Source organism: Saccharothrix stipae (genome assembly GCF_054781895.1).
Genome location: NZ_BAAGTN010000002.1, coordinates 717,863 through 742,586, shown reverse-complemented (window position 1 = coordinate 742,586; position 24,724 = coordinate 717,863). Strand labels below are relative to the sequence as shown.

16 protein-coding genes are annotated in these 24,724 nt (G+C 69.7%); 8 read left to right on the top strand and 8 right to left on the bottom strand.

The features are described from left to right. Window positions 1–107 precede the first annotated feature (107 nt). Complete coding sequence (locus ACYVLT_RS06340; protein WP_461119141.1) at window positions 108–1,256, bottom strand: hypothetical protein; 1,149 nt, start codon at window positions 1,254–1,256, stop codon at window positions 108–110. A gap of 356 nt (window positions 1,257–1,612) precedes the next feature. On the opposite strand from ACYVLT_RS06340, the gene ACYVLT_RS06335 reads away from it, so the two are divergent. Next, complete coding sequence (locus tag ACYVLT_RS06335; RefSeq protein WP_461119140.1) at window positions 1,613–3,613, top strand: ATP-binding protein; 2,001 nt, start codon at window positions 1,613–1,615, stop codon at window positions 3,611–3,613. A 151-nt stretch (window positions 3,614–3,764) separates the two neighbouring features. Here ACYVLT_RS06335 and ACYVLT_RS06330 read toward each other — a convergent pair whose 3' ends face one another. Together ACYVLT_RS06330 and ACYVLT_RS06325 are read right to left on the bottom strand one after the other, a co-directional pair. After that, the gene (locus tag ACYVLT_RS06330) at window positions 3,765–4,979 is read right to left on the bottom strand and encodes a hypothetical protein (protein ID WP_461119139.1); all 1,215 of its coding nucleotides are present in this window, start codon (window positions 4,977–4,979) and stop codon (window positions 3,765–3,767) included. Beyond that, window positions 4,976–6,250 carry a nucleotide sugar dehydrogenase gene (locus tag ACYVLT_RS06325; RefSeq protein WP_461119138.1) on the bottom strand — a complete coding sequence of 425 codons (1,275 nt, stop codon included), beginning with the start codon at window positions 6,248–6,250 and terminating at the stop codon, window positions 4,976–4,978. Before ACYVLT_RS06325 ends, ACYVLT_RS06330 begins: the two co-directional genes overlap by 4 nt. A gap of 349 nt (window positions 6,251–6,599) precedes the next feature. Here ACYVLT_RS06325 and ACYVLT_RS06320 point away from each other — a divergent pair, with 349 nt between their 5' ends. The 6 genes from ACYVLT_RS06320 (at window position 6,600) to ACYVLT_RS06295 (ending at window position 15,399) form a co-directional block, all read left to right on the top strand. Continuing rightward, on the top strand, window positions 6,600–9,560 hold the full coding sequence (locus ACYVLT_RS06320; protein ID WP_461119254.1) for a BTAD domain-containing putative transcriptional regulator: 2,961 nt from the start codon (window positions 6,600–6,602) through the stop codon (window positions 9,558–9,560). A gap of 849 nt (window positions 9,561–10,409) precedes the next feature. Continuing rightward, the gene (locus ACYVLT_RS06315) at window positions 10,410–11,339 is read left to right on the top strand and encodes an SMP-30/gluconolactonase/LRE family protein (RefSeq protein WP_461119137.1); all 930 of its coding nucleotides are present in this window, start codon (window positions 10,410–10,412) and stop codon (window positions 11,337–11,339) included. A 212-nt stretch (window positions 11,340–11,551) separates the two neighbouring features. Next, window positions 11,552–13,972 (top strand): sensor histidine kinase, encoded by a 2,421-nt coding sequence (locus ACYVLT_RS06310; RefSeq protein ID WP_461119136.1) that lies wholly within the window; start codon window positions 11,552–11,554, stop codon window positions 13,970–13,972. Window positions 13,973–14,016: 44 nt separating this feature from the next. After that, window positions 14,017–14,454 carry a roadblock/LC7 domain-containing protein gene (locus tag ACYVLT_RS06305; RefSeq protein WP_053718071.1) on the top strand — a complete coding sequence of 146 codons (438 nt, stop codon included), beginning with the start codon at window positions 14,017–14,019 and terminating at the stop codon, window positions 14,452–14,454. Beyond that, complete coding sequence (locus tag ACYVLT_RS06300) at window positions 14,454–14,825, top strand: DUF742 domain-containing protein (protein WP_053718070.1); 372 nt, start codon at window positions 14,454–14,456, stop codon at window positions 14,823–14,825. Before ACYVLT_RS06305 ends, ACYVLT_RS06300 begins: the two co-directional genes overlap by 1 nt. Beyond that, the gene (locus ACYVLT_RS06295; protein ID WP_461119135.1) at window positions 14,806–15,399 is read left to right on the top strand and encodes a GTP-binding protein; all 594 of its coding nucleotides are present in this window, start codon (window positions 14,806–14,808) and stop codon (window positions 15,397–15,399) included. Before ACYVLT_RS06300 ends, ACYVLT_RS06295 begins: the two co-directional genes overlap by 20 nt. 115 nt (window positions 15,400–15,514) lie before the next feature. On the opposite strand, the gene ACYVLT_RS06290 is transcribed toward ACYVLT_RS06295, so the two are convergent. From ACYVLT_RS06290 to ACYVLT_RS06280, 3 genes are all read right to left on the bottom strand, one after another. Beyond that, window positions 15,515–16,882, bottom strand: coding sequence for a tryptophanase (locus tag ACYVLT_RS06290; protein ID WP_461119134.1), 1,368 nt, complete (start codon window positions 16,880–16,882; stop codon window positions 15,515–15,517). Between the two features lie 9 nt (window positions 16,883–16,891). Beyond that, window positions 16,892–17,920 (bottom strand): tryptophan dimethylallyltransferase family protein, encoded by a 1,029-nt coding sequence (locus ACYVLT_RS06285; RefSeq protein ID WP_461119133.1) that lies wholly within the window; start codon window positions 17,918–17,920, stop codon window positions 16,892–16,894. 506 nt (window positions 17,921–18,426) lie between these two features. Continuing rightward, complete coding sequence (locus ACYVLT_RS06280; RefSeq protein WP_461119132.1) at window positions 18,427–19,290, bottom strand: 3-hydroxybutyryl-CoA dehydrogenase; 864 nt, start codon at window positions 19,288–19,290, stop codon at window positions 18,427–18,429. Between the two features lie 131 nt (window positions 19,291–19,421). Between ACYVLT_RS06280 and ACYVLT_RS06275 the strand changes: the two genes are divergently transcribed. Beyond that, window positions 19,422–22,604, top strand: coding sequence for an NACHT domain-containing protein (locus ACYVLT_RS06275; protein WP_461119131.1), 3,183 nt, complete (start codon window positions 19,422–19,424; stop codon window positions 22,602–22,604). Here the strand turns inward: ACYVLT_RS06275 and ACYVLT_RS06270 are convergent. Next, window positions 22,594–23,055: a CAP domain-containing protein gene (locus tag ACYVLT_RS06270; protein ID WP_461119130.1), complete on the bottom strand. Its 462-nt coding sequence runs from the start codon at window positions 23,053–23,055 to the stop codon at window positions 22,594–22,596. The genes ACYVLT_RS06275 and ACYVLT_RS06270 overlap by 11 nt on opposite strands. Window positions 23,056–23,184: 129 nt before the next feature. Beyond that, window positions 23,185–24,600, bottom strand: a complete 1,416-nt coding sequence (gene eat, locus ACYVLT_RS06265) for an ethanolamine permease (protein ID WP_461119129.1) — start codon at window positions 24,598–24,600, stop codon at window positions 23,185–23,187. Window positions 24,601–24,724: the final 124 nt, after the last annotated feature.

The window sequence follows — 24,724 nt, the reverse complement described above, 5'->3', positions numbered from 1 at the left end:
CGACCTGACCGTTACCTTTTCGTTATCCAGCGCCACCCCTAACTTCCGGTCCCACTTGCTTCGGATGGGGTCACCGATCCCCGTCCGTCCGCTTGCCGACCCGCCGGTCATCCTGGTACCCGGAGCGCTGGAACCGGCGTCAGGGAGACCGGTTGCGGGGGTTCGGCCAACTCCATGAGGCGGTACATGGTGTGGCGCAGGATGGCGCCGGCCTCACCCGGGCGGGAACTGATCGCTTCGGCGATTCCGGGTACGTCCGTCGCTTCGTCGAGCGCGGGCCGGACGGGGTCGATCACCGGTGCTCCTCGGTACGTGAGGTCCGCCGGGCTTCCTTTGCGCAGCAGGCCTTCCGTCAACGGCACGAGGAGCGTCCGCCTACCGAGCGCCGCCGCGTACTGCGTGCAGGAGCCGTGGTCGCCGATCACCACATCGGCCGCGATGATCGCGGCTCGCCAGCCTTCTTCCGGCGGGATGACGATCAGCCCGTCGGGCAGCCACGCGCGCACTTGCCTGGCTCCGTGCACGCTCCAGATGTTCGGGTGGAGCACTGCCGCCACGGGGTGCCCGGCGTCCACCAGGCGTCGGTACAGGCCGAGGTGCGCCCCGAACGCCGAGTGTGGTGTCCACGTCGAGCTGATCACCGCCAGCCGCTCGTGCGGCGCGACGCCCAGCGCTCGGCGGTAGCGCTCGCGGTGCGGGACGCTCGCCACCATCCGGTCGAGGCAGATGTCGCCCGCGACGACGGCCACGGGTTCCGCTTCCGGGCACGACTCCCGCAGCAGCCGCAGTTCGTCGTGGTGCGACAGCACGAGGGCGTGCGGGACGACGCGCCCGTCACGGATCAACTGCTCGCGGGTCAAGCCGTGTCCGGCGAGCGCATTCGCCCGCCGCGGCCGCAGCCTCGACTTCAGCGCGCCGGCCCCGTGCGGCACCACGAGAACCGGGCCGTGCAACTGGTCCACCCCGCGGAATCCCGCTGCCAGCACGAGGTCGAACTGTTGTCGCGTCGCCTGGTCCCAGGGCAGTACGTGACCGCCCAACCGGTGGGTGAACTCCGCCGTGCCGTGCACGGATCCCTGGACGGTGAACAACACCTGCACCCGTTGATCGGATTCGATCAACGGCAGCAGGTCCACCAGTCGGGTGCCCGCGACGACGTGCGGCACCACCACGAGCACAACACGGCAACCCGCCACCGTGATGCGGTTCTCCGCACCCAGGCCGACAGGTGCGTTCGTCCAGCCGTCTCCGATCATGACGAGTTTCGGCGTAGTGCAGGAGTCGTGGTGATCCGCCTTCGCATCATCGGTATGCCACCTCGTCATGGCCACGCGTGAGCGCCCGACTTTCCTGGGCGGTGCAAAGGGGCATACGTGCCGCCCGCCGTCGACGACCTGGGTGTTACTCCTTCGTTATCCGGGCTGTGGTCGCTCTGAGGCCGGCGGCCAAACGGAGCTATGAGTCCACCCGACGGTCACCCGGCGACCGATGTCATTTCTGTGACACTCAAGTCACGGGTTGTACAGGGAGGGGGCCTGTGAGGCACAGCAGGGAGAACGTGGTGGCAGGCACGGCTTACGGTCCGGTGGTCCAAGCCGGAAGCGTCGGAGCGGTGCACTTCAACACTCCGCGCTCGGAACCGGTGATTCCCTACCAACTACCGCCCGCGCCGAAGCTGTTCACGAGCCGGCGTCGTGAACTGGCGGCGCTCAACGGCTGGCTGGAGGCGGACGAGGCGCCGGTGGTGGTGATCAGCGGACCGGGCGGCGTGGGAAAGACCTCGTTGGCCTTGCGGTGGCTACATGACACCCGCAAGCGCTTCCCTGACGGCCAGCTGTACGCGGACCTGGGCATTCACCACCTCGGGGCACCGACAACGCCGGAGGAAGTCCTTGAGTGGTTCCTCCTGGCGCTGGGCGTACCGGGAACCGACATCCCGTCGGGGCTCGCCCGAAGACAGGCGACCTTCCGCACCCTCACCGCCGACCGGCAAGTGGCGCTGCTGCTGGACAACGCGATCTCCGCGGCACAGGTGCGCCCGCTGCTCCCCACCTCGCCGCGCAGTGCGGTCGTGGTCACCAGCCGCTGGCGGTTGGGCGGACTGGCGGTGGACGGCGCCAGGTTCGTGGAGGTCGAGTCGTTCGACGAAGACGCGTCGCTGGAACTGCTCGAACGCGCCGTGGGCTCGCGCGTCACGTCGGAACCTTCTGCCGCTCGGGAACTGGCCCGGCTCTGCGCGGGGCTGCCCATCGCGCTGTCCGTGATCGGTGCGCGCCTGTCGACCCACCCACGTCGGTCGCTGTCGAAAGAGGCAGGCTCGCTGCGCGCCGAACGCCTGGCCACCCTGGTGGCGGACGACGGCGTGTCGGTCGAGGCGGTCTTCGACCTGTCGTACACGGACCTGCCACCTGATCACGCCCGCGTCTACCGCCTGTGTGCCCTGCACCCCGGGCCGACCTTCGATGCCGAAGCCGCGGCCGCGATGGCGGGCGAGCCACGGCCGGAGATCGAGCCCGTGTTGGGCGAACTCGTCGAGAAGAACCTCCTGACCGAGGTGGGGGACGAGCGGTTCCGGTTCCACGACCTGCTGCGGCTGCACGCCCGCCGGCACGCCGACTGGGCTTCGCACGAGGAGCGCGACGCTGCCCTTCGACGCATGGTGGAGTGGTACCTGGACCGCTTGGTGGACGCGGACCTGGCCCTGCGCCCGACGCGCCACCGGGTCAACACGCGCTTCCACGACCGGCGGTCCTCGTTCCCGACCACGCGCGAAGCGCTGGTTTGGCTGGAGGAGGAACGGGTCAACCTGCGCGAGGTCTGCCAAATCGCCGACAACCTGGGCTTCGACGAGCAGGTCTGGAAGTTCTGCGAGGCGATGTGGGGGTTGTTCCTCCACCTGCGGCACTACGACGACTGGTTGGCGTTGCACGAACTCGGCGTGCCGGCGGCCGTGCGGTGCGGCAACCGGGCAGCGGAGGCCAAGCTGAGGGCACAGTTGGCGTTCACCTACGGGAGCCTGCGCCGGTTCCAGGACGCCGAGCGGGAGGGAACCCGTGCGCTGGCCATTGCGGAGCAAGACGGGGACAGCCAGGGTGTTGCCGTCGCGCTGACCGAACTCGGCGGCGTGGCGCAGGGTGCAGGTGACCTGCAACGGGCTTTGGACCTCTTGGTGCGTGCGCGGGAGATCCGCCGGCACACCGGGTCGCCACGGGCCGAGGCGCTGTGCACCCGCCGGATCGGAGAGGTGCTGGCCGAACTGGGCCGCGACGATGACGCGATGGCGGAGCTGGTCGCCGCGGCCGACTCCATGAGACGGCACGGTGATCGCGCGGGAGAGGCCAGGTGCCTCATGTCCGTCGCCGCGATCGAAGTGGGCCGGAGGCACACCGCCGAGGCCGAGGGGCACCTGCGCACGGCGTTGGAAGTGGTCCGCGGCTTCGGTTCGCCGTTCTACGAGGCGGAGATCCTGGTGATGCTCGGGGAGGTCGCCGAGTCCGGCGGCGACCTCCCCGCAGCACGCGAACGCTACCGCGAGGCGCAGCGACTGCTCGGTGGCTCGGGGAACCCGAAGGCCGCCACGATCACCACCAGACTCGCGGAGCTCGACCGGTGAGTCGGCTCTATCACCAGGTCGGCCAATCCGAGCGCGGCGGGGTCGGCGCGGCCCACCTCACCGATCAGGAGTTGGTCGAGGCTGCCGGACAGGGGGCCGAAGACGAGGCGGTGCACGCCGACACCCACGCCGTCGACGACCAGCCACGCGATCATGTGTGCTCCAGGTGGAGGCGAGTTGGAGCGGGCACCGCCGCGGTGGTGGCGGCCCGATCGGGCTCCGGCAACCTCATCAAGCGGTACATGATCGCGCGCAGGGCCGCCGAGGCCCGACCCGGTCGTGATGACATCAACTCGGCCACCCCCGCCGCGTTCCCGGCGCGGACCGCGGCGACCTGGGGCAGCAACGGCCGATCGCGGTCCAGCATCGGCACGCGTTCGCGGACCGCGTCCGCGAGGCTGCCGCTGCGGACGTTCGCCTCGGGGAAGGACGCCAGCACCACCGGTTTGCCGATCGCCGCGGCGTACTGGGTGGTGGAGCCGTGATCCCCCACCACGGTGTCACTGGCGATGACGGTGCCTCGCCAGCCCTCCTCGGGCGGGATCACCAACAACCCGTCTTCGATGCAGTCGTGCAACCAAGCCCGCACCTGCCACCACCCGTGGACGGCCCAGACGTTCGGATGCAGTACCAGCGCGACCCTGTACCTCGCCCTCGGCAACTCGTCGAGCAACGCGCGGCACAACGACAGGTCGCTGCCGAAGGCCGAATCGGGCGCCCAGGTCGAACTCACCGTGACCAGGAGCTGCTCCTCGCGCACCGCCAGCGCCTCGCGGTAGCGAGACCGGAACGGGAGGCTGGCCACCATCCGGTCGAGGCAGGGATCCCCGACCACCGAAGCGCTTCCCAGTGCTTCCGGGCAGGACGTGCCCAACGCGACCAACTCGTCCTCGTGCGTCAGGCCGATCACGGTGGGGAGGACCCGGCCGCGCCGGACAAGCGACTCACGGCTCAGCCCGGCGTGCGGCAGGGCGGCGCGTCCCGCGTGTCTGCTGTACTTGCGCGACGCCAGGTTGCCCGCTCCGTGCGGCAGCAGCACGATCGGCCCGCGAGCCTGGTCCAGGTCGTTGTGGGCCGCGGCCAGCACCAGGTCGAAGTCGTGCTGGGTCGCCTGGTGCCAGGGCACGACGACTCCTCCCTGCCTGCGCACGTACTCCTCGGTGCCGTGCCACCACTGCCCGGTGTCGGTGACCGAGAACACCACCTGCACCCTGGGGTCGTTGAACAGGAGCGGCACCACGTCGGAGATCAGCCGCGTGCCCGCGACGAGGTGCGGCACCATCACCAGGACGGTCCGACAACCGGGCACCGTCACCCGTCGTTCGGCGTCCGGCCCGATCGGGCCCCTGATCCAGTGGTCCGTCATGCCGCGGACCGGAGGCGTTCGGGAACCAGGCGCGGCTCGCCGGTCGAGCAGTCGAAGACCGGCACGCCCAACCCGTGCAGGTCCTCGTAGACGCGGTGCGGAGTCATGACGACCGCGAAGTCGACACCTCCGAGATCCCCGATGTCCCTGCTGCGGAGCTCGGCTCCGTCGGACAGGACGAGCTCCGCCACATAGGGGTCGTGGTAGTCGACCGCGGTCTCCCTGCGCAGTTCCTCCAGCACCGCCACCGCCGCCGACTGGCGCACGTTCGGGGTGTCGGGCTTGTAGGTCACGCCCAGCACGAGGACCTTGCTGTCGCACAGGGGTTTCCGGGTCACCCGCGCGGCCGCCTCGCGCAACCGGTCGACCGTGTGCGCGGGCATCGCGTCGTTGAGGGCCAAGGCGGCGTCGATCAGCGGGGTGAGCGTGCCGCGGCGTCGTGCGGCGGTGGAGAGGAAGCGTGCCGAGACGGGCACGCAGTCGCCTCCCGCGCCCGCGCTCGGTTGGTGCCCGAGGAACCCGAACGGCTTGGTGCCCGCGGCGCGCAGCACTTCCGCCACGTCGACCCCGTACGCCCGGCAGACGACCGCCAACTCGTTGACCAATGAGATGTTGACCAGCCGGAAGGCGTTCTCGAAGACCTTGGCCAACTCTGCCGCGCAGCTCGTGGTCACGGTGACGACCTGGTGCGCGATCGAGGACAGGAACTGGGTGGCTTGAGCCGCGCACCGGGCGGTGTGGCCACCTACGACGCGGGGTATGGCGGCGAGTTGGTGCGTCCGGTTCCCCGGGTCGATCCGCATCGGGGCCGTGGCGACGTGGAAGTCCGTGCCGGCGCGCATGCCGGAGAGCCGCTCCAGTGCCGGCACCAGGGACTGGTCGACGGTTCCCGGGGGGCACGTGCTCTGGACGATCACCAGATCACCCCGACGCAGCACCTTCGCGACCGCGTGCACCGAGTGGATCAAGGGGCGGATGTCCACCCCGCCGCGCGGTTCGGGCGGGGTCGGAAGGCACAGCACGTGCACCTTCGCGGCCGGCAAGCCACCGGCGACGTCGCGAACGACCAGCCGCCCCGTCGCCAGCACGTCGCTCAGGACCTCTTCCGGCACGGTGCCCAGCCCGCAACCGGGTTGGACGGCGACCACGTCGTCGATGCGCTGCGGTGAGCTGTCCAGACCGAGGACCCGCAGGCCTGCTTCCGCCGCCGCCACCGCCGTGGGCAACCCGGTGAAGCCGAGACCGACCACCACCACATCAGGGAACTCCATGCGTACCTCCTCGGCGATCCGAGCGGGCGTTTCCCGCCGGAGGTGTCCCCAGCCTGGGAGCGGCCGCTGTCGAATCCGGTTCATCGCGCATACGGAAGGCTGAAAGCCGTGCTCCGGGTGGTTGCGGAGATCAATACCGACGCGGATTTGCACGTGCAGGAGCGCGAGCACCAGGTGTGAGCCGCACGCACCTTTCAAAAACCTTTCGGACTCCACCGGGCTAGGCCGACCGGACTACGCATTGTCACATCGAGGTATCGGAACGTGATGGGGAGCTGGATCGAGTAGGTGTGTACGGGCAGACTCAAACGCGAATCATTGCCTCCAGCGAGGGGTGGCGCTGGTGACCATGGATTTCAAGATCCTCGGACGGACACGCGTGCGGGTGGTCGACGGTTTCAGCCACGACTGGGGAACGCCAAAGGAACGCGGTGTTCTCGCGGTGCTGCTGATGTACGTCGGCAAAGCCGTGCCGGTCCGCACTTTGGCGGAATGGGTGTGGCCGGACGGCAAGGCGCCGCGTGATCCCGCGGCCACGCTGTCCACGTACTCGACACGAATACGCAGTGCCCTCAAGCTGCACGACCTGCCGGCGCAACTCAAGACCGAGGACGGGGCGTACCGATTGATCGCCGACCCCGCCACCATCGATTTCCACGTGTTCCAGCGGATCGTGGGAGAGGCGCGTCGGCTGGGGAAGTCGGGCGAGCGGGAGCGCGCCTGCGAGCTGCTGGAGTCGGCGCTGGAGCTCTGGGACGAGCCGCTGGCGGACCTCGACACCGACCGCGCCGACGACTGGCGCCGCGTGGTCGGCCGGGACGAGTGGTTGCAAGCCAACAACGCCCTGATCTACGGCCGCCACCAGTTGGGCGAGTACGAGGAGGTGCTGCGCCTGGTCAAGGCGGCACAGATCGAGTACGACGCGGACGTGCTGCTGGCCAAGCGCCGTCTCCAGGCGTTGTACGCCCTGGAGCGCAGGGAAGAAGCAGTCCAGTACTTCCTCGACTACCACCGCCGTGCCCGGGCGGCGGACTTCCCGGAACGGGCCGACGAGCTGCGCAGGTTCCACGACGAACTGCTGAACGGCAGTCCTCGACCGGTGCCCGCGCGCGGTGCGCCGCAGCGCACCGTGCCGATGTACCTCCCGTACGACATCGACGGCTTCACCGGTCACGAGGACCTGTTGTCCGAGTTGGACGCGCTCCTTGCGGACGGCCCCCGGTCGCGCCTGATCGCGTTGGACGGGCAGCCGGGAGTCGGCAAGACCACCCTCGCCGTGCACTGGGCGCACCGGGTGAAGGGTCGGTTCCCGCAGGGCTTGTGGTTCGTCAACCTCAACGGCTTCGGCGAAGGCCCTTCGATGACCGAGGAGGAGGTCGTCGCGGGACTGCTCGACGCGGTCGGGGTCACCCCCGCGGACTGCCCTCCCACCACCCGGGCCAGGCGCGCGAAGCTGCGCGACGTCCTCTCGACCCGCCGGCTCCTCGTCATCCTGGACAACGCCGCCGACGCCGGACACGTCGAAGGCCTGCTCCCGCTGCTCACGGGGTCGGTCGTGGTCGTCACGAGTCGCGGACGGCTCAGCGACCTCAGCCTCCGCTACGGAGCGCGCTGCTTCACCGTGTCCCCGCTGGAGATCGGCTTGGCGAGGCAGTGGCTGCACGACCGCCTCGGGGCTCGTGCGGAGGCCGAGCCGGACGCGGTGGAGCGGCTCGCGGTGCAGGCAGGGGGCATCCCGTTGACGCTCGGGCTGATCGGGGAGTACGTGGCCGCGCAGCGCGGGAAGCCGATCAGCGACTTCGTGGTCCAGTTCCGCGAGCGCGGCGCCCTCCTCGACCTCGACGCGAACGGATCCCAGGTCGTGGTGTCGCCGCGCGCGGCCATCGACTGCTCGTACGAGGTGTTGAGTCCGCCGGTGCGCCGCCTGTTCCGCCTGCTGGGCTTGTACCCGGGTCTCGTCGTCCAGATCGGGGTGGCCGCGGCGTTGACCGGTCTCCCGCTCGCCGAAGTCCGGCCGCAGCTCGAAGCGCTGGTGTGGGCCAGGCTGCTGGAGCCCAGGGAGGGTGATCGGTACGCCTTCCACGACCTGCTGCGCGACTACGCGGCCGAGCGCGTAGGCCGCGACGAGGGAGCGGAGGAACGACGCCAGGCGGCACGGCGAATGCTCGACTGGTTTCTGCACACCGGCAACAACGCCGACCGCATGGTGTTCGCGAACCAGGAGGGCGTGCCGCTGCTGGAACTCTCCGAGGGCGTCGCGCCTTCGGTGTTCGAAGACCCGGAAGCGGCACTGGACTGGTGCGCCCGGGAACGCGCGGAGCTCGCGGCCGTGATCGATTTCGCGGCGTCGAACGACTTCCACGACCACGTCTGGCGCCTGTTGAACGCCGTTGGCGAGATCATGATGCGCCTGGGGTTCAAGGACGAGGTATTACAGGGGTCGCAGGCGGCCGTCCGGAGTGCCGGGTCTTCGGGCGACCGGGCCGGTGAGGGAAGTCTGCTGTGCAACCTCGGGCTCACCTACGCACGTTTCTACGAATACCCACAGGCCGACGAGTGCTACCGGCTCTCGTACGACATCCTGCTCGAAATCGGGCATCTGCGTGGACAGGCGACGGTGCTGCGCAACATCGGTGAACGGCGCTCCATGGCCGGCGACGTCCCGGGCGCGTTGGAGGTGCTGAACCGGGCCCTGGTGGTCGCGCGGCAGGCGGATGACGTGAACTTGGAAGCCAGCGTGCTGCAGCGCATCGGCGACGCCATGCTCCAGGGCGGGAGGCTGCACGATGCCGTGGTCCAGTTGCACCTGGCGCGGTCGTTGCGGGATCGCCTGAACGACGAGGCCGGTGCCGGCGTGGCCCTGGCATCCCTGGCCAACGCCTACCACGCCCTGGGCGACCACTCCGGTGCGCTGGGCCACGCCCACCAGGCGATGTCCATGTTGAGCAAGGCCCGCGGGCCGGCCCTTGAAGGGCAGGCTGCCACCACGGCGGCTTCCGTGCACCGTGACCTCGGCGATCTGGAGAACGCCTCCTTCTACGCCGAGCGCGCCGTAGACCTCTGTCGTCGAGCCCACGACCCGCTTCGACTGGCGACGGCCCTGGACATGATGGCGCAGATCCGCTGGCGTCAGGGCGCGCACGAGGAAGCACGTCGGTGCTGGAGCCTGGCTCGTGAGCTGTACGGCGGCTTGGGCGACCCCAGGGCGCACAGCATCAGCGCCCAGCTGGCCGAGTGGAGCGACCCGGATGTCCCTGCACCACAGGCCACCGATGGGGTCGGGAAACTCTCACCCGTTAGAGGGAATTGAGTCACTCGAACGGATGGGTTTTCCGCGCGTCGAACCACGAGACGCGGCATGGCGTGGGTCTGGTTCACGTGTCTGACGACGCATGATCACCTAACGCAACCGGGTTCGCCCGCTCGCCGGTACTGTCCCGCTGGGACAGTACCGGTTCGGGAGTGTGCGAGGATTCCCGGCCGTGACACGAAAGAGCCCAATTGGGCGAACCAGATGGCGAGTTGTCCCCAGGGTCCTGGTGGTGCTCGCAGTGATGACGGCGGCGACCGCACTGGTAGGTACGGCCACCGCGTCGGCTGAGCCGACAGACGTTGAGTCCACCCTTGGTCAGTGCGACGTCAACGCCTCGTCATCCATGTGGTGGGAATAGTGATCTTCAAGCACGCCTGCTAAACGCCGATCGATTACCCCCACCACACAGTGCCCGGCTCTGAGACAGAGCCGGGCACGATTATGTGCACATGCAGCATGCTCGATCGGAGCGGTTGCGGACAAGTCGGCACGGGTCGATGTTCCGGAATTGACACCATCGTGTGGATCGCGATTCTTGGTTCCCTGGAATAGTGCATGATCCGAATCGGTACCGTCGGCCCAGAAACTGTGACGGGGCAACCAATGTCCTATTTTGCCTGGTAAGTCACGCTTTCCCGGCGATGAAAGACCACGGGCGGGTGATCGTTCGCGGTGTCGGGGCCGGCGGTCCACGGGCGACCACATCTTCCCGGCCCTGCCGACCCTGTCGATTTGCTGTAGAAGTGCCACCCTGCCGGCGACGGCCTTCACCGCGCGTCCGGCGCTGCGGAACACTCCGGGTCGCCTCACGAGCGAACGCTCCACGAGTCGAGAAGGAGTGTGGTCATGTCTCGCACCCTCGGTGCGCTGGCCGCCGTGGTGTTGGGGGTTTCCCTCGTCACCGCCGCGCCCGCCACCGCAGCGCAAGCACACCCGTTCCCCACCGAGTTCCCCCTGCCCGACGGCTTCCTGCCGGAGGGCATCGCGATCGGCTCGGCGCCGACGGCCTACTTCGGGTCCCGGGCCGACGGCGACCTGTTCCGCGTCGACCTCCGCACCGGGCGCGGCGAGGTGTTCAGCCAAGGGCCGGGAACGGCGTCGGTCGGGCTGAAGGTCGATCGGCGCAAGAGGCTGTTCGTGGCGGGTGGCGCGGGCGGTGACGGTCGCGTTGTCGACGCGCGAACCGGAGTAATCCTCAAGTCCTACGAGTTCGCCGCCGATCCGAGCACTTTCGTCAACGACGTCGTGATCACCGATGAGGCCGCGTACTTCACCGACTCGCGCAAGGCGCTGCTCTATCGCGTCCCGTTCGGCCGGCACGGCGCGTTGCCCGACTCCCACACCGCGATTCCACTCACCGGTGACTTCGTGCTCACTCCGGGCGTGAACAACGCCAACGGGATCGCCGAGACGCCCGACGGCAAAGCCCTGCTGATCGTGCAGAGCAACACCGGCCAACTCCACCGGGTCGACCCGCGCACGGGCCGCACGACCCTCGTCGACCTGGGCGGCGAGGTGCTGACCAACGGCGACGGGCTGCTGGTCGAGGGCCGCACGCTCTACGTCGTGCAGAACCGCCTGAACACCGTCGCGGTGTTTTCGCTGGCCAAGGACGGGTCGCGGGGCACGCTCGTGACGAAGATCACCGATTCACGGTTCGACGTGCCGACGACGGTCGCCTCGTTCGCGGGCCGGCTGTACCTGCCGAACGCCCGCTTCACCACACCGCCCACGCCCACGACGACGTACGACGCGGTTTCGGTCCCGAAGCCGTGAAAGACAGGGGGCCGGTGTCGAGAAGTTCACATCGGCCCCCTGTTGGTGGGATCACTCGACTGGGTAACCTCATCGTCGCGTCGCGCAAGTGATCGCTGTCTCTTCGTAATGATGATCTTCGGGTGTTACCGTTCCGTCGCCGATCGGGTGAAGAAGAGGCAGCGGTACTAGTGCTGCGCCTGACCTGGCAACGGACGAGGCTGCGGAGCGCTGTGAAGCAGAAGAGCACCACGGAGACGAACTACAAGACGATCCGTTCACGACTCACCGGTGTCGTCGTCGTCCCCAGCATCGTCCTGCTCATCATGTGGGCGCTGTTCTCGTCGTACACCCTGTTCGACGGCTTCTACCTCCGCGCGGTCGCCTCCGGCGTGAAGGACGCGTCGATCCCGGCGGTCCAGACGTTCGCCGCGCTGCAGAAGGAGCGCGAGCTGAGCATGACCGCGCTCAGCCAGCCCGACCGCGGCACCAGCGACCTGCAGGCCCAGCAGCAGGAGACCGACCGCGCGGTCGACGAGATGCGCACGGCGTTCGACGAGTTGGCCGCCCAGGCGCCGCAGGAGATCGTCGACAAGATCAACGCGCTGAACGTGCTGCTGGACCAGCTGCCGCAGCGCCGCAGCGCCCTCGAATCGGACCGCGCGTCCAAGTCCGAGATCTACACGTACTACAACAGCCTCCTGGACGCCGGTGACGCGCTGTTCAGCGTGCAGGCCCGGGTGGTGCCCGACCACGAGTCGGTCAAGGGCGCCATCACCGCCACCGAGTACTTCAAGGCCGCCGACTGGATGTCCCGCGCCACGTCGCTCGCGTCCAGCGCCCTGGCCTCCGGGCAGTTCACGCCCGAGGAGCACATCGAGTTCGCCAACCTGGTCGGCGCCTACCACTCCTCGTACGACTCGATCGCCCCATACGCCCGGCCCGAGGTGCGCGAGCACTACCAGTTCATGATCGAGGGCGACCAGTGGAAGCGGCTGGTCGAGTTCGAGGGCAAGCTGATCCAGAACGGCCCGAAGCCGTCCAACGCCGGGTCGCTGCAGGAGTGGCAGAGCGTCAGCGGCCCGATCTCCGACGAGCTGACGGCGCTGGTCAGCGAGCAGGCCTCCAGCGCGGTGGGCGTCACCATGGCCCGCGGCGAGAGCAAGTTCCGCACCGTGCTGATCGGCAGCCTGGTCGCGCTGCTCGCCGTGATCATCGGCATCCTGATCGCGATCCGCACGTCGAACCGCCTGGTCAACCGCGCCCTGATCACCCGCCTCGCGGCGCTGAAGAAGGACTCGCTGACCCTGGCGCACGAACGGCTGCCCGACATCGTCGACCGGCTCCGCGAGGGCAAGCACGTCGACGTCGAGGTCGAGGTGCCGCCGCTGGACTACGGCAGCGACGAGATCGGCCAGGTGGCCGACGCGTTCAACGCCGCCCAGTACACCGCCGTCGCCGCGGCGGTGAAGGAGAGCCAGGCCCGCGAGGGCGTGAACCGCGTCTTCCTCGACATCGCGCACCGCAACCAGGGGCTGGTGCACCGCCAGCTGAAGATCCTGGACAAGCTGGAGCGCGAGGAGGAGAACCCCGAGCAGCTCGACGCGCTGTTCCAGCTCGACCACCTCGCCACCCGCGCCCGCCGCAACGCGGAGAACCTGATCATCCTCGCGGGCGAGCAGCCGGGCAGGCAGTGGCGCAAGCCGGTGCGTCTGCTCGACGTGCTGCGCGCCGGTGTCGCCGAGACCGAGCAGTACGTCCGGGTCAAGGTGAACCCGGTGCCCGACACCGCGCTGGTGGGCGCGGCCGTCGCGGACACCATCCACCTGATCGCCGAGCTCGTGGACAACGCCACCGCGTTCTCCTCGCCCCGGTCCCAGGTGCAGGTGCACGCCAGCGAGGTGCCTCAGGGCATCGTGGTCGAGATCGAGGACCACGGCCTGGGCATCAACCCCGAGGACCGGGAGCAGCACAACGCGATGCTGGCCGACCCGCCGGAGTTCGACGCGATGCGCCTGCGCGGCGAGTCGCGCCTGGGCCTGTTCGTGGTCGCCCGGCTGGCCGCCCGCCGCGGCATCCACGTCGAGCTGCGCGAATCGCCCTACGGCGGCACGTTGGCGCTGGTCCTCATCCCGTCCGCGATCGTCGCGGGCCCCACCACGGCGACGGAGCCCGCCGAGACCCGGCAGCTGCCGCGCCGCTCCTTCCACGACATCCCGGAGCAGGGCGACGACTCAGTGCGAGACGCCAGGTTTCCCGACAGTTCCCGAGACCTCGAAGGTTTCTGGGCCCAGGCCGAGGCCGCGGCCAACTCGGATCCCCTTCCCGAGGTCGAACGAGTGAGCGGCGGGCTGGACCTGTCGCAGCGCAGCGGCGAGCTCGAACTGCCGCAGCGGAAGCGGGCCACGTCCGAGTGGCCCGCGGACGAGCCGGGGTCGGCCGCGACCGCCGCCGACCGACCCGAACTGCCACGCAGGCGCCGTCAGCAGAACCTGGCGCCGCAGTTGGTGCGCAACGATTTCCACCCTTCGCCCGAACCGCTCCCCGAGGTCGATCCCGAGCAGTCCGCCGAGAGGGTCCGCAAGGGCCTGTCGGCGTTCCAACGGGGCACACGCGACGCGCGCCGGACACCCTCCGGCGACCTCGAACCCTGATCAGCAGCAGTGGCCGGACGACTGGAAACCGGAAAGGCAACCCGATGAACGACATGACCAGCCAGCACAACGAACTGAACTGGTTGTTGGAGGACCTGGTCGGGCGGGTGGTCGGAGCTCGACACGCGGTGGTCCTCTCGGCCGACGGTCTGCTGCTGGGCCGTTCGCCCGGGCTCTCGAAGGACGACTCGGACCACCTGTCCGCGATGGCCTCGGCGTTCCAGAGCCTCGCCCGCGGCACGGGGCGGCACTTCGGCGGCGGCGCGGTGCGGCAGACCATCGTGGAGATGGAGCACGCCTACCTCTTCGTCACCGCCGCGGGCCACGGCGCCTGCCTGGCCGTGCTCGGCGAAGAGGACTCCGACATGGGCATGATCGCCTACGAGATGAACATGCTCGTCAAGCGGGTCGGCACGTACCTGTCCTCGGCGCCGCGCGGCACGGCCGCGGCGAGCCTGCCGGCCGCCCGAAGGTCCTCCTGATGGCCGGCCGCGAGGACTGGTGGTACGACGAGGCCGCGGGTCCGCTGGTCCGCCCGTACGCGATGGTGCGGGGTCGGACCCGTCCGCTGCGACCGGAGCTGCACCTGGTCACGCAGGTGCGCGCGATGCCGTCGCCGTCGGACCCGGACGCGTTGTCGGTCGAGCACATGGAGATCATGGAGCTGTGCCGGCGCCCGCTCTCGGTGGCGGAGGTCGCCGCGTACCTCGACGTGCCGCTCGTCGTCGTCAAGGTGCTGTTGAGCGATCTCATCCAACGCGGTGACGTCGTGATCCGAGACCCCTCCCGAGTCCCGCAGGTGCCGGACCGGAACCTGCTCCAGGCGGTGTTGGATGGTGTCCGTGGAATCTGAGCGGCCGGGTGGGGAGCTCCTCGTACCCACCCCAGTGAAGATCGTCATCGCCGGTGGCTTCGGCACCGGCAAGACGACGATGGTCAACGCGGTCAGCGAGATACCCCCGCTGCACACCGAGGAGCTGCTCACCGAGGCCGGTGTCGGCGTCGACGACGTGCTGGGCCTGGAGGCCAAGGAGACGACCACGGTCGCCCTCGACTTCGGCCGCATCACCATCAACCCGGAGGTGGTGCTGTACCTGTTCGGCACCCCGGGTCAGAACCGGTTCTGGTTCATGTGGGACGAGCTGGCCTACGGCGCGATCGGCGCGGTGATCCTGGTCGACACGCGGCGGTTGGACAGCAGCTTCCCGTCGATCGACTTCTTCGAGCGGCGCGGCATCCCGTTCATCATCGCGGTGAACTGCTTCGAGGGCGCGCACAACTACGCGGTCGACGAGGTGCGGCGGGCGTTGGACGTCGACGCCGCCATCCCGCTCGTGCTGTGCGACGCGCGGGACCGGGAGTCGGCCAAGAACGTCCTGGTGAGCCTGATCAAGCACACCATGGACCGGCTCGACGCGATGGCTTAGGGCCCGCGGCCGCGCGGACCGGCAGGTCGGTCGACGGCGGGTCGTCGCCGGGCGGGAACGCCGCGACGCCCCCCGACCTGGAAGGCGGGTGACCGGAACCGGTCACCCGTCCCGCCTACACCACCGGTTCGAGCCGGCAGTTGAAGTGTCGCAACAACTTCGGCACGTGCGTCAGCCGGTACCCGGGCACCCGTTCCGGGTCCTTCGCGATCTCCGCCAGCGTCTCGCCGACGTACTCCAGGTGGCTCTGCGTGTAGACCCGCCGCGGGATGGCCAGGCGGACCAGCTCGTACGGCGCGGGCTTGAGCAGCCCACCCTCGTCGTCCAGCTCACCCAGGTACAGCGAGCCGAGCTCGGCGCACCGGATGCCGCCCGCCAGGTACAGCTCGGTGGCCAGGGCGAACCCCGGGAACCTGCCCGGCGGCAGGTGCCGCAGCAGGCGCCCGGCGTTGAGGTACACCGCGTGCACGCCGGTCGGCCGCACGCTGTCCACCCCCGCCGCCTGCGCCAACTCCGCCACGTACGCGGTGGCGTCGGCCCGTGCGCGCAGGTACTCCGGGTCGGTCACCTCCAGCAGGCCCTGCGCCAGCATCTCCAGGTCGCGGCCGGCGAGACCGCCGTAGGTGCGGAAGCCCTCGGTCGCGATCAGCAGCAGCTCGCACTTGGCGGCCAGCTCCGGGTCGCGGATCCCGAGCAACCCGCCCATGTGGACGATGGCGTCCTTCTTCAGGCTCGCCACGCACCCGTCGGCCAGGCTGAACGCCTCCTCCGCGACCTGCCGCGGCGTGTGGTGCTCGTAGCCCGGCTCCCGCTGCGTGACCAGCCACGCGTTCTCCGCGAAACGCGCCGCGTCGAGGAAGAACGGCACGCCGTGGCGGCGTGCGATCTCACCCGCCGCCTTGATGTTGGCCATCGACACCGGCTGCCCACCACCACCGTTGTTGGTGATGGTGAGCAGCACGATCGCGACGTCGCGCGGCCCGGACAGGATCGCTTCCAGCGCGTCCAGGTCGATGTCGCCCTTGAACGGCGCGTCGTCGTCGAGGTCCCCGGCGGCCCGGCACGGCAGGTCGACGGCCTGACCGCCGAGGATCTCGACGTTCGCGCGCGTGGTGTCGAAGTGCGTGTTGCTGACGCTGACCTGACCCGGCTTGAGCAGCGCGGTGAACAGGATCCGCTCGGCCGCGCGCCCCTGGTGCACGGGGTAGGCGTGCGGGTAGCCGGTCAGGTCGTGCACCACGTCGCGGAACCGGTAGTAGGAGCGCGCACCCGCATAGGTCTCGTCACCGCGCAAACTCGCCGCCTGCTGCTCGGCCGACAGGGCGCCGGTGCCCGAGTCGCTGAGCAGGTCGATCGTCACGTCGGTGGCGGCGAGGTTGAACGGGTTGTACCCGGCCGCGGCCAGCGCCCGCTCGCGGTGCGCGCGGGTGGTGATCGGGATGGGCTCCACGACCTTGATGCGGTACGGCTCCATGGTGGGCATGGGTGACTCCTAGCCGGCCAGGCTGATCGAACGGGGTGAGGCCACGTCGTAGGCCTCGGAGGAGAGGTAGACGGTGATGCCGGGGCGCGGCCTGCCCATGCGCAGCGACACGTGGGCGATCAGGCCGACACCCTCGTCCAGCGGTCGCCGGGCGATGGTGCGCAGCGCGCTGTCGAACTGCGTCGGGTCCAGGTCGTACTTGGCCATCACCGCGAGCACCCGCCTGCGGGCCTCCTCGTCGTCGGTCACGTAGTCGCGGATCGGCACGTAGAGGGAATAGCCGCTCGGTGCCTCGGCGTCGCCGTCCAGGAACGTGTAGCTGGAAATGAGCGGGCGCTTGTCGAAGGTTCCGGTGTGCCCGCCGGTGAGCAGGCAGAAATCGGGCACCCTGTCCACATCGACACCTCGCGCGGCCTTCGCCGCCCGCGTGACGTCCGTTACATCCGCCGCGTGGTGGGAGATGTAGACCTTCACCCGGGCCCGCCGTTGTTCGACCAGGTCGAGGGCGAAGAAGGAATACCTGTCAAGTCCGGGCCGGGTCACCGCGTTGGCGCGCAGGACCGGAAAACCGGCGGCGAAGCCGGTCCGGTCCAGTGCTTCGCGCACCAATCCTTCGGCAGCGGCCTCGCCGCGCACTTCCGGGTTGAAGTAGACCTTCACCGCAGGTGCTTCGTCCGGCCGGAAAACCAACGAGTACCAGAACGTGAAGTCGCGTTCGGGGCGTTGCGGCAGGAACAGGTCCCGCACCGCGTCGAAACGGCGGGTGTCCAGGTTCTCGCGCTGCCTCATCCGGTCCAGCGCGGCGAGCGCCGCCGCCGTGTTGGCAGCACGGGAAGGCCTGGTCGCGGTGGGTTCGACGATGGTGCGGACGATCGGGGCCTCGCCCGCGGCGAACGCCGTGGAGAACTCGACGGGGGTGTGGTCGTCGGCGACGTCGGAAGGCCAGGCCGGGCTGGTGGAAACCGGTCGCAGGCCTCCGGGACCGAGCGCGTCCGCGAGCAATCCATCGGATTTTACGATGTTTTGCGTGATGCCCAAAGAATGCAGGAGGGCGCTGAGCTGTCGGCCCGTGAAATCGCGTATGGATACTTTTTGAGGGTCCAAGGCGGGGTTCTCCTCGTGGGGGGCGAGTCGAAAGTTACGCTAGGCGAAGCAATCTTGTCCACCAGGCGGCCGTAGCGTGACGTAGGGCACTCTAAAGGCAGTTCACGGTCCTGTCGATCAGTAGTTCCCCGGCTTGGCACGGTAATCAAGACTACTCCGAACGGCCTATTGACTAGACCTCGGTCAGTCTTTCGCACTAATCGCGGGACGAAGTCCGATGACGGATCGTGGCATTTTGTCCCGGCGTCCGCCTGGGGTACGGTCGCACGTTTGCCCGCTATTGCCGTCCGGCCATTCAAGACGTGTTCTGTGAATTGCTCGCCCGAGTTGCCGGCGTGACTTCCGCACCAGTCGTGTGGTATGTCCCCCCAGCGGCCGACGGGGCCGCCGATCACCCGGATCGACGGCCCCGCGCACGCCCGGTCGGGCGTGAGGTCGGCTCAGGACGCGTAGTTGTGGAACCCGCGCCCGCTCTTCTTGCCCAGCAGCCCCGCGTCCACCATGCGCAGCAGCAACGGCGGCGGCGAGTACAGCGGCTCCTTGAACTCCTCGTACATCGACTCGGCGATCGCCTTGGTGGTGTCCAGGCCGATCAGGTCGGTCAGGCGCAGCGGACCCATCGGGTGCGCGCAGCCGAGCACCATGCCGTTGTCGATGTCCTCGGCGCTGGCGAACCCGGACTCCAGCATCCGGATCGACGACAGCAGGTAGGGGATCAGCAGGGCGTTGACCACGAACCCGGCCCGGTCCTGCGAGCGGATGACCTCCTTGTGCAGCACGTCGGTCACGAACGCCTCGGCCCTGGCCTTGGTCTGCTCGCCGGTCAGCAGCGACGGCACCAGCTCCACCAGCTTCAACACCGGCACCGGGTTGAAGAAGTGCACGCCGATGACCTGCTCGGGGCGGGTGGTGGCCATGCCCAGCTTCATGATCGGGATCGAGGACGTGTTCGACGCGAAGAGCGCGTCCCGGTCGACGACGACCTTGTCCAGCGCCGCGAACACCTCGGTCTTGACCTGCTCGTTCTCCGCGACCGCCTCCACGACCAGGTTCCGGTCGGCGAAGTCGGCGAGGTCGGTGGTGAACCGCAGGCGCTCCAGTGCGGCGTCCCGGTCCTCGGCGGACAGCTTGCCGCTGCGCACACCCCGGCCGAGCGAAGAGGCGATCCGCCCCCGCGCGGCCTCCGTGGCGTCCGGGCTGACCTCGGCCACCAGCACGTCCAGCCCGGCCCGCGCGCAGACCTCGGCGATGCCGGAGCCCATCAGGCCCGATCCCACCACTCCAACACGTTGAATGTCACTCACGCCCCGATCCTGCCAGGGGCGTCGCCGACGGGCACATCTCCACCGGCGTTCGCCCCGGTCGACCGGGGGACGGGCGCCGGGTCGCCGTATCCCCGGATACCCGCACCCGTCGGCCGCGGAGGTGCCAGGCTGTGGGCGTGGGTATCGAGGTCGCGCTGATCCCGTTGGGTGCGTCGGTGGTCCGCAGCGCGCTGAAGCTGTGGTTGGGGGACAAGTCGGTCACCGCCGCCGTCGGCGGCACGGGCGTCGACCTGCTGGAGAAGCGGCTCACCGGGACGCTCGACCAGCGCAAGCTGCGACGGATGGGCGAGCAGTTCACCGACGCCGTGGTCGAGCGGGTCCAGCCGATCGTGGACACCGAGTACCGCCGATTACCGGAGCACGAACGGCTCGCCGCGATCGAGGCCGTGCGCGAGACGTTCGAACGGGCCGCGCTGGACGACGACGACCTGTTCGCCGCCGACCTCGACGCCCGCCGGCTCGACCGGCACCTGCGCGGCCGCGCGCCCGACGCCGCCGACGGGCTGTCCACCGACGCCGTCCAGCTCTACGGCCTGCTGCTGCGCGAGTGCACCGGGTACGTGATCGAGATCGCGCGCAAGCTGCCGCCGTTCGGCCCGAGCGCGCTGACCGAGGTCCTGCGCCGCGAGACCGAGATCATCACCGGCATCCGCGACGTGCTGGCCCGGCTGCCGCAACGGCGCAGCTCGACCGACTTCTCCTACGACTACCGGCAGCTCGTCGCCCGCACCCTCGACCAGGTCGAGATGTTCGGGGCGACCCTGTCGGAGGCGAGCCGCCGCTACCCGCTCTCGGTAGCCTACATCAGCCTCACCGCCGACGCCCCGGCCACCGACTACTTCACGCCCGGTCAGCGCGTGGAGGACCTGCTGGCCTCCGGCGACCGGATCTTCATCCGCGGCGAGGCGGGGCTCGGCAAGACCACCCTGTTGCAGTGGATCGCGGTCCGCAGCGCGCTGCGGGACTTCGCCGAGCCGTTGACCCGGTGGAATGACACCATCCCGTTCTTCGTCCCGCTGCGCCGCTACGCCGACCGCGAGCTGCCGCCGGCCGAGTGCTTCCTGAACGAGGCCGGCCGCCACATCGCCGACGAGATGCCGTCGGGCTGGGTCCAGCGGCAACTGCGCAACGGCCACGGCCTGATCCTGGTCGACGGCGTGGACGAACTCGCGCCGCACCGCCGCCAGGAGGCCCGCGAGTGGTTGCGGTCGCTGGTCCTGGCGTTCCCCGCGGCGCGGTTCGTGGTCACGTCACGCCCCAGCGCCGTCGACCCGGACTGGCTGGCGGCCGACGAGTTCGCGGTGGCCTCCCTGCAACCCATGACGTCGACCGACGTGCGGGTGTTCGTGGAGCGCTGGCACGACGCCATGCGTTCGCAGCTGTCCGACGACCTGGCCCGCGACGAGCTGGCGGGCTACCAGGCGCGGTTGCTCGACGAGTTCGGCTCCCGGCACCACCTGCGCAAGCTCGCCGGGTACCCGTTGCTGTGCGCCCTGCTGTGCGCGCTGCACCGCGACCGGCGCGGCCACCTGCCGGACAGCCGCATGGAGCTCTACGACACCGCGTTGCAGATGCTGTTGGAACGCCGTGACGCCGAGCGGCGGATCGAGCCGCTGCCGGGGTTGTCGCGGACGCGCAAGATCCTCCTGCTGGGTGATCTGGCCTACTGGTTCATCCGCAACGACCTCACCGACGCGCCGGTCGACCGCGCGATCGGCCAGGTCGAACGCCGGTTGGCGTCGATGCCGGAGGTGCGCGCGTCCGCCGAGGACGTCTACCGGCACCTGCTGGAGCGCAGCGGTCTGCTGCGGGAGCCGGTCGAGGGCCGGGTCGACTTCGTGCACCGCACGTTCCAGGAGTACCTGGCGGCCGGCGCGGCGATCGACGTGGACGACATCGGCACGCTGGTCGCCCACGCGCACCTCGACCAGTGGCACGAGGTGGTCGTGATGGCTGCGGGCCACGCCTCGCGCGGGCGGCGCGACGAGCTGCTCGACCGGATCCTGACCCGCGGCGACGAGTCGAAGCGGCACCGGGCCGCCCTGCACCTGCTCGCCGTGGCGTGCCTGGAGACCGCGCCGGAGCTGACGCCCGCGCTCCGCGACCGCGTCCAGGACCGGGTCGCGCGCCTGCTCCCGCCGCGCTCGGTGACGGCGGCCAAGTCGTTCGCCTCGGCGGGCGCGTTCGTGCTCGACCTGCTCGCCGCGTCGCGGCCCCGCACCGAGGCCGAGGTGGCGGCGACCGTCCGCGCGGCCGCCGCGATCGGTCTGGACGACGCGTTGCCGCTGCTGGCCTCGTACGGGCGGGACACCCGGGAACGGGTGAAGCAGGAGCTGGTCGCCGCGTGGGGCAAGTTCGACGCCGACACCTACGCCGCCACCGTGCTCACCGACCTGCCGGTGCGGTCCGTCAGCCTCACCGATCCGGACATGGCCCGCGGCCTGCGCCACCTCAAGCACGTGCAGCGGGTGTCGTGCTTCGCGCCGCCCGGCCCGCTCGACTTCGTGCCGCCCCAGGTCCGGATCCTCGGGCTGACCCTGCGCGACGAGCCGGACCTCGGCACGCTGCACACGCCGGAGTTGGCGCACCTGAGGGTCGTGCACGCCGGCAGGCTGGACGTCTCGCCGCTCGGCGACCTGCCGGCGCTGCGCGCGGCCCACGTCACGGCCGAGGAGATCACCGGCCTGGCCGGTCTGCGCCGTGCGCCGGCGCTGAACCACCTGAACCTGATCGGCGGTTGCGACGCCGCGGAGCTGGCCCGGCTCGGCCGATGGGAGCTCGCGACGCTGAAGTTCACCAGCGTCCGGCGGCTTGGCGACCTGGACCTGCTGGCGTTCCTGGCCGCGCCACGAGAACTGCGCGTCGAGGACGTGCGGCTGCTGAACATCACGGCCGTCCAGCGGTGGGCCGCCACCCTGGAGACCCTGTCCCTGCGCCGGTGCGGCACCGTCGACATCGGCCCGATCGCCTCGCTGGTCAACCTGCGCAACCTCGACCTGTCCCACACCACGGTGTTCGACCTGCGGCCGTTGGCCGGTCTGTCGCGGTTGGAACGACTGACGGTCAGCTCCACGCGGGACCTGCGGGCACTGGCGCCGATCGCCGGCCTGCCCGATCTGAAGGAGATCGCCTTCACCGAGGGCACCCCGGTGAACCTGGCCGCCTTCGCCGGGCGCCGTGGGTTGTTGGTGAAGGTCCAAGGGCTGCTGACCAAGGTGGTCGGGGCCGAGCTGCTCGGTGAGGGCAGCGTCGTCGAGACCGTCTCGACGTTGCGCCGACCGGTCAGCCCGTGACGCCGAAGTCCTGGGTCCAGTAGGCCTTGTTGCCACCGTCCACGGAGTGGGCCACGCCGAGTTCGCGCAGCTCGCAGTTCACGATGTTGGCCCGGTGGCTCTCGCTGCTCATCCAGGCGCTCACGACCTCCTCGGCGGTCCCCTGGCCGGCGGCGATGTTCTCCGCCATCAGCCGGAAGTGATACCCCGCATCGGTGACGCGTTGCGCCGCTGTGCTGCCGTCCGTGCCGGTGTGGCTGAAGTTGCCCGTGCGCGCCATGTCGTCGCTGTGCCGCTTGGCCGCCGCGGCGAGTTGGGCGTTGGCGGCGAGGGCGGGGCAGCCCGCGGCCGACCGTTCCCCGTTCGTCAGAGCCAGAACCCGGTCTTCGAAGGTCGGCGCGGCAATCGCGGGCGCGGTGGTGAACAGCAGTGCGGCGACCGCCGCGCCGACCGTGAACGTCCTGCGTTTCATGATCGTCCTTCCGTCGTCGGTGGAACCCTGTTGTCAAGGGGTTCCCACGTGCGGAAGGACTTGCTGTACACGATCGGTGGATCCGCAACCACGTCGGGTGGCGGCGTCCACCGCCACCCGACGCGCCGGTCAGTCCTTCAACTCCTCCTCGGCCTGCGCGATGGCGGCGAACTCCTCCTCCGGCGCGGCGGCCACGAGGTGGTGCCGGCTGTAGAACCAGAAGTACGCCAGCGCCACCACGACGATGCCCGCGGTGATCCCGGCGGCCAGCTCGTCCACGAAGAACGTCGCCACCACCGCCGCCACCGCGAGCACCAGCGCCACCCCGGTCGTGAAGACCCCGCCCGGCGTCCGGTACGGACGCTCCAACCCGGGCTCGCGCACCCGCAGCACGATGTGCGCCACCATCATCAGCACGTACGACAGCGCCGCGCCGAACACCGCCACGTTGATCAGCGTCGCGCCGCTCTTCAGGATCGCCGCGAGGATGAACCCGATGGTGCCGGGCACGATCAACGCCAGGTACGGCGTCTTGCGCTTGCCGGTCTTCGACAGCCAACGCGGCAGGTACCCCGCGCGCGACAGCGCGAACAGCTGCCGCGAGTACGCGTAGATGATCGAGAAGAACGACGCCACCAGCCCGGCCAGGCCCACGTAGTTCACGATCTGGGCGAGCGCGTTGTCGCCGCCGTAGGCCGCGCGCACCGCCTCGGGCAGCGGGTTGCCGGACGACATCAACGCCGCCGAGCCCGCGCCACCCGGCGCGAACACCAGGATCGCCGCCGCGAACACCAGCAGCGCCAGCATCGCGCCGATGATGCCGCGCGGCATGTCCTTCTTCGGGTCGCGCGCCTCCTCCGCCGCCAGCGGCACGCCCTCGACCGCCAGGAAGAACCAGATCGCGAAGACCAGCGCGCCGAGGGCGCCGGTGAACCCGAACGGCAGGAAGCTGCCGTCCCCGATGTCGAACAGCTTGGCCGAGTCGAACTTCGGGATCATCCCGACGACGAACGCGATCAGCGCGACCACCGCGACACCGGTGATGACGAACATCAGCCGCAAGGCCTCGCCGACGCCGTAGAGGTGCACGCCGACGAAGATCAGGTAGCAGACCAGGTACACCGGCCACGAGCTGGTGAGCCCGAACAGCCCGAGCGCCTGGACGTAGTCGCCGATGAACACGACGATCGCGGCGGGCGCGATGGCGTACTCGACCAGGATCGCGATGCCGGTCGCGAAACCGCCCAGCGGTCCCAGCGCCCGGCGCGCGAAGCCGTACCCCGCGCCGGCCACGGGCAGCGCGGCGGCCAGCTCCGCCAGGCCGAACACCATGCACGTGTACATGGCGCCCATCAGGATCGTCGCGACCAGGAGCCCGCCCCAGCCGCCCTGGGCGAGCCCGAAGTTCCACCCGGCGAAGTCGCCGGAGATGACGTACGAAACACCCAGACCCGCCAACAACACCCAGCCGGCCGCGCCGCGCTTGAGCTGCCGGTGCTCCAGGTACTCGCTGCCCACCTTCTCGTACTCGACGTGTTTGGCCATCTGCGCTCCCTAATGGGTCAGTCGCGCTCCTTTGCAGGGGAGAGTGGCGCGCGTCACCGGATCGTGTCAACAGGGAGCACGCCGTGGACGTGCCGCCGAAGGGTGTGGCGGGCTTCACTCGAAG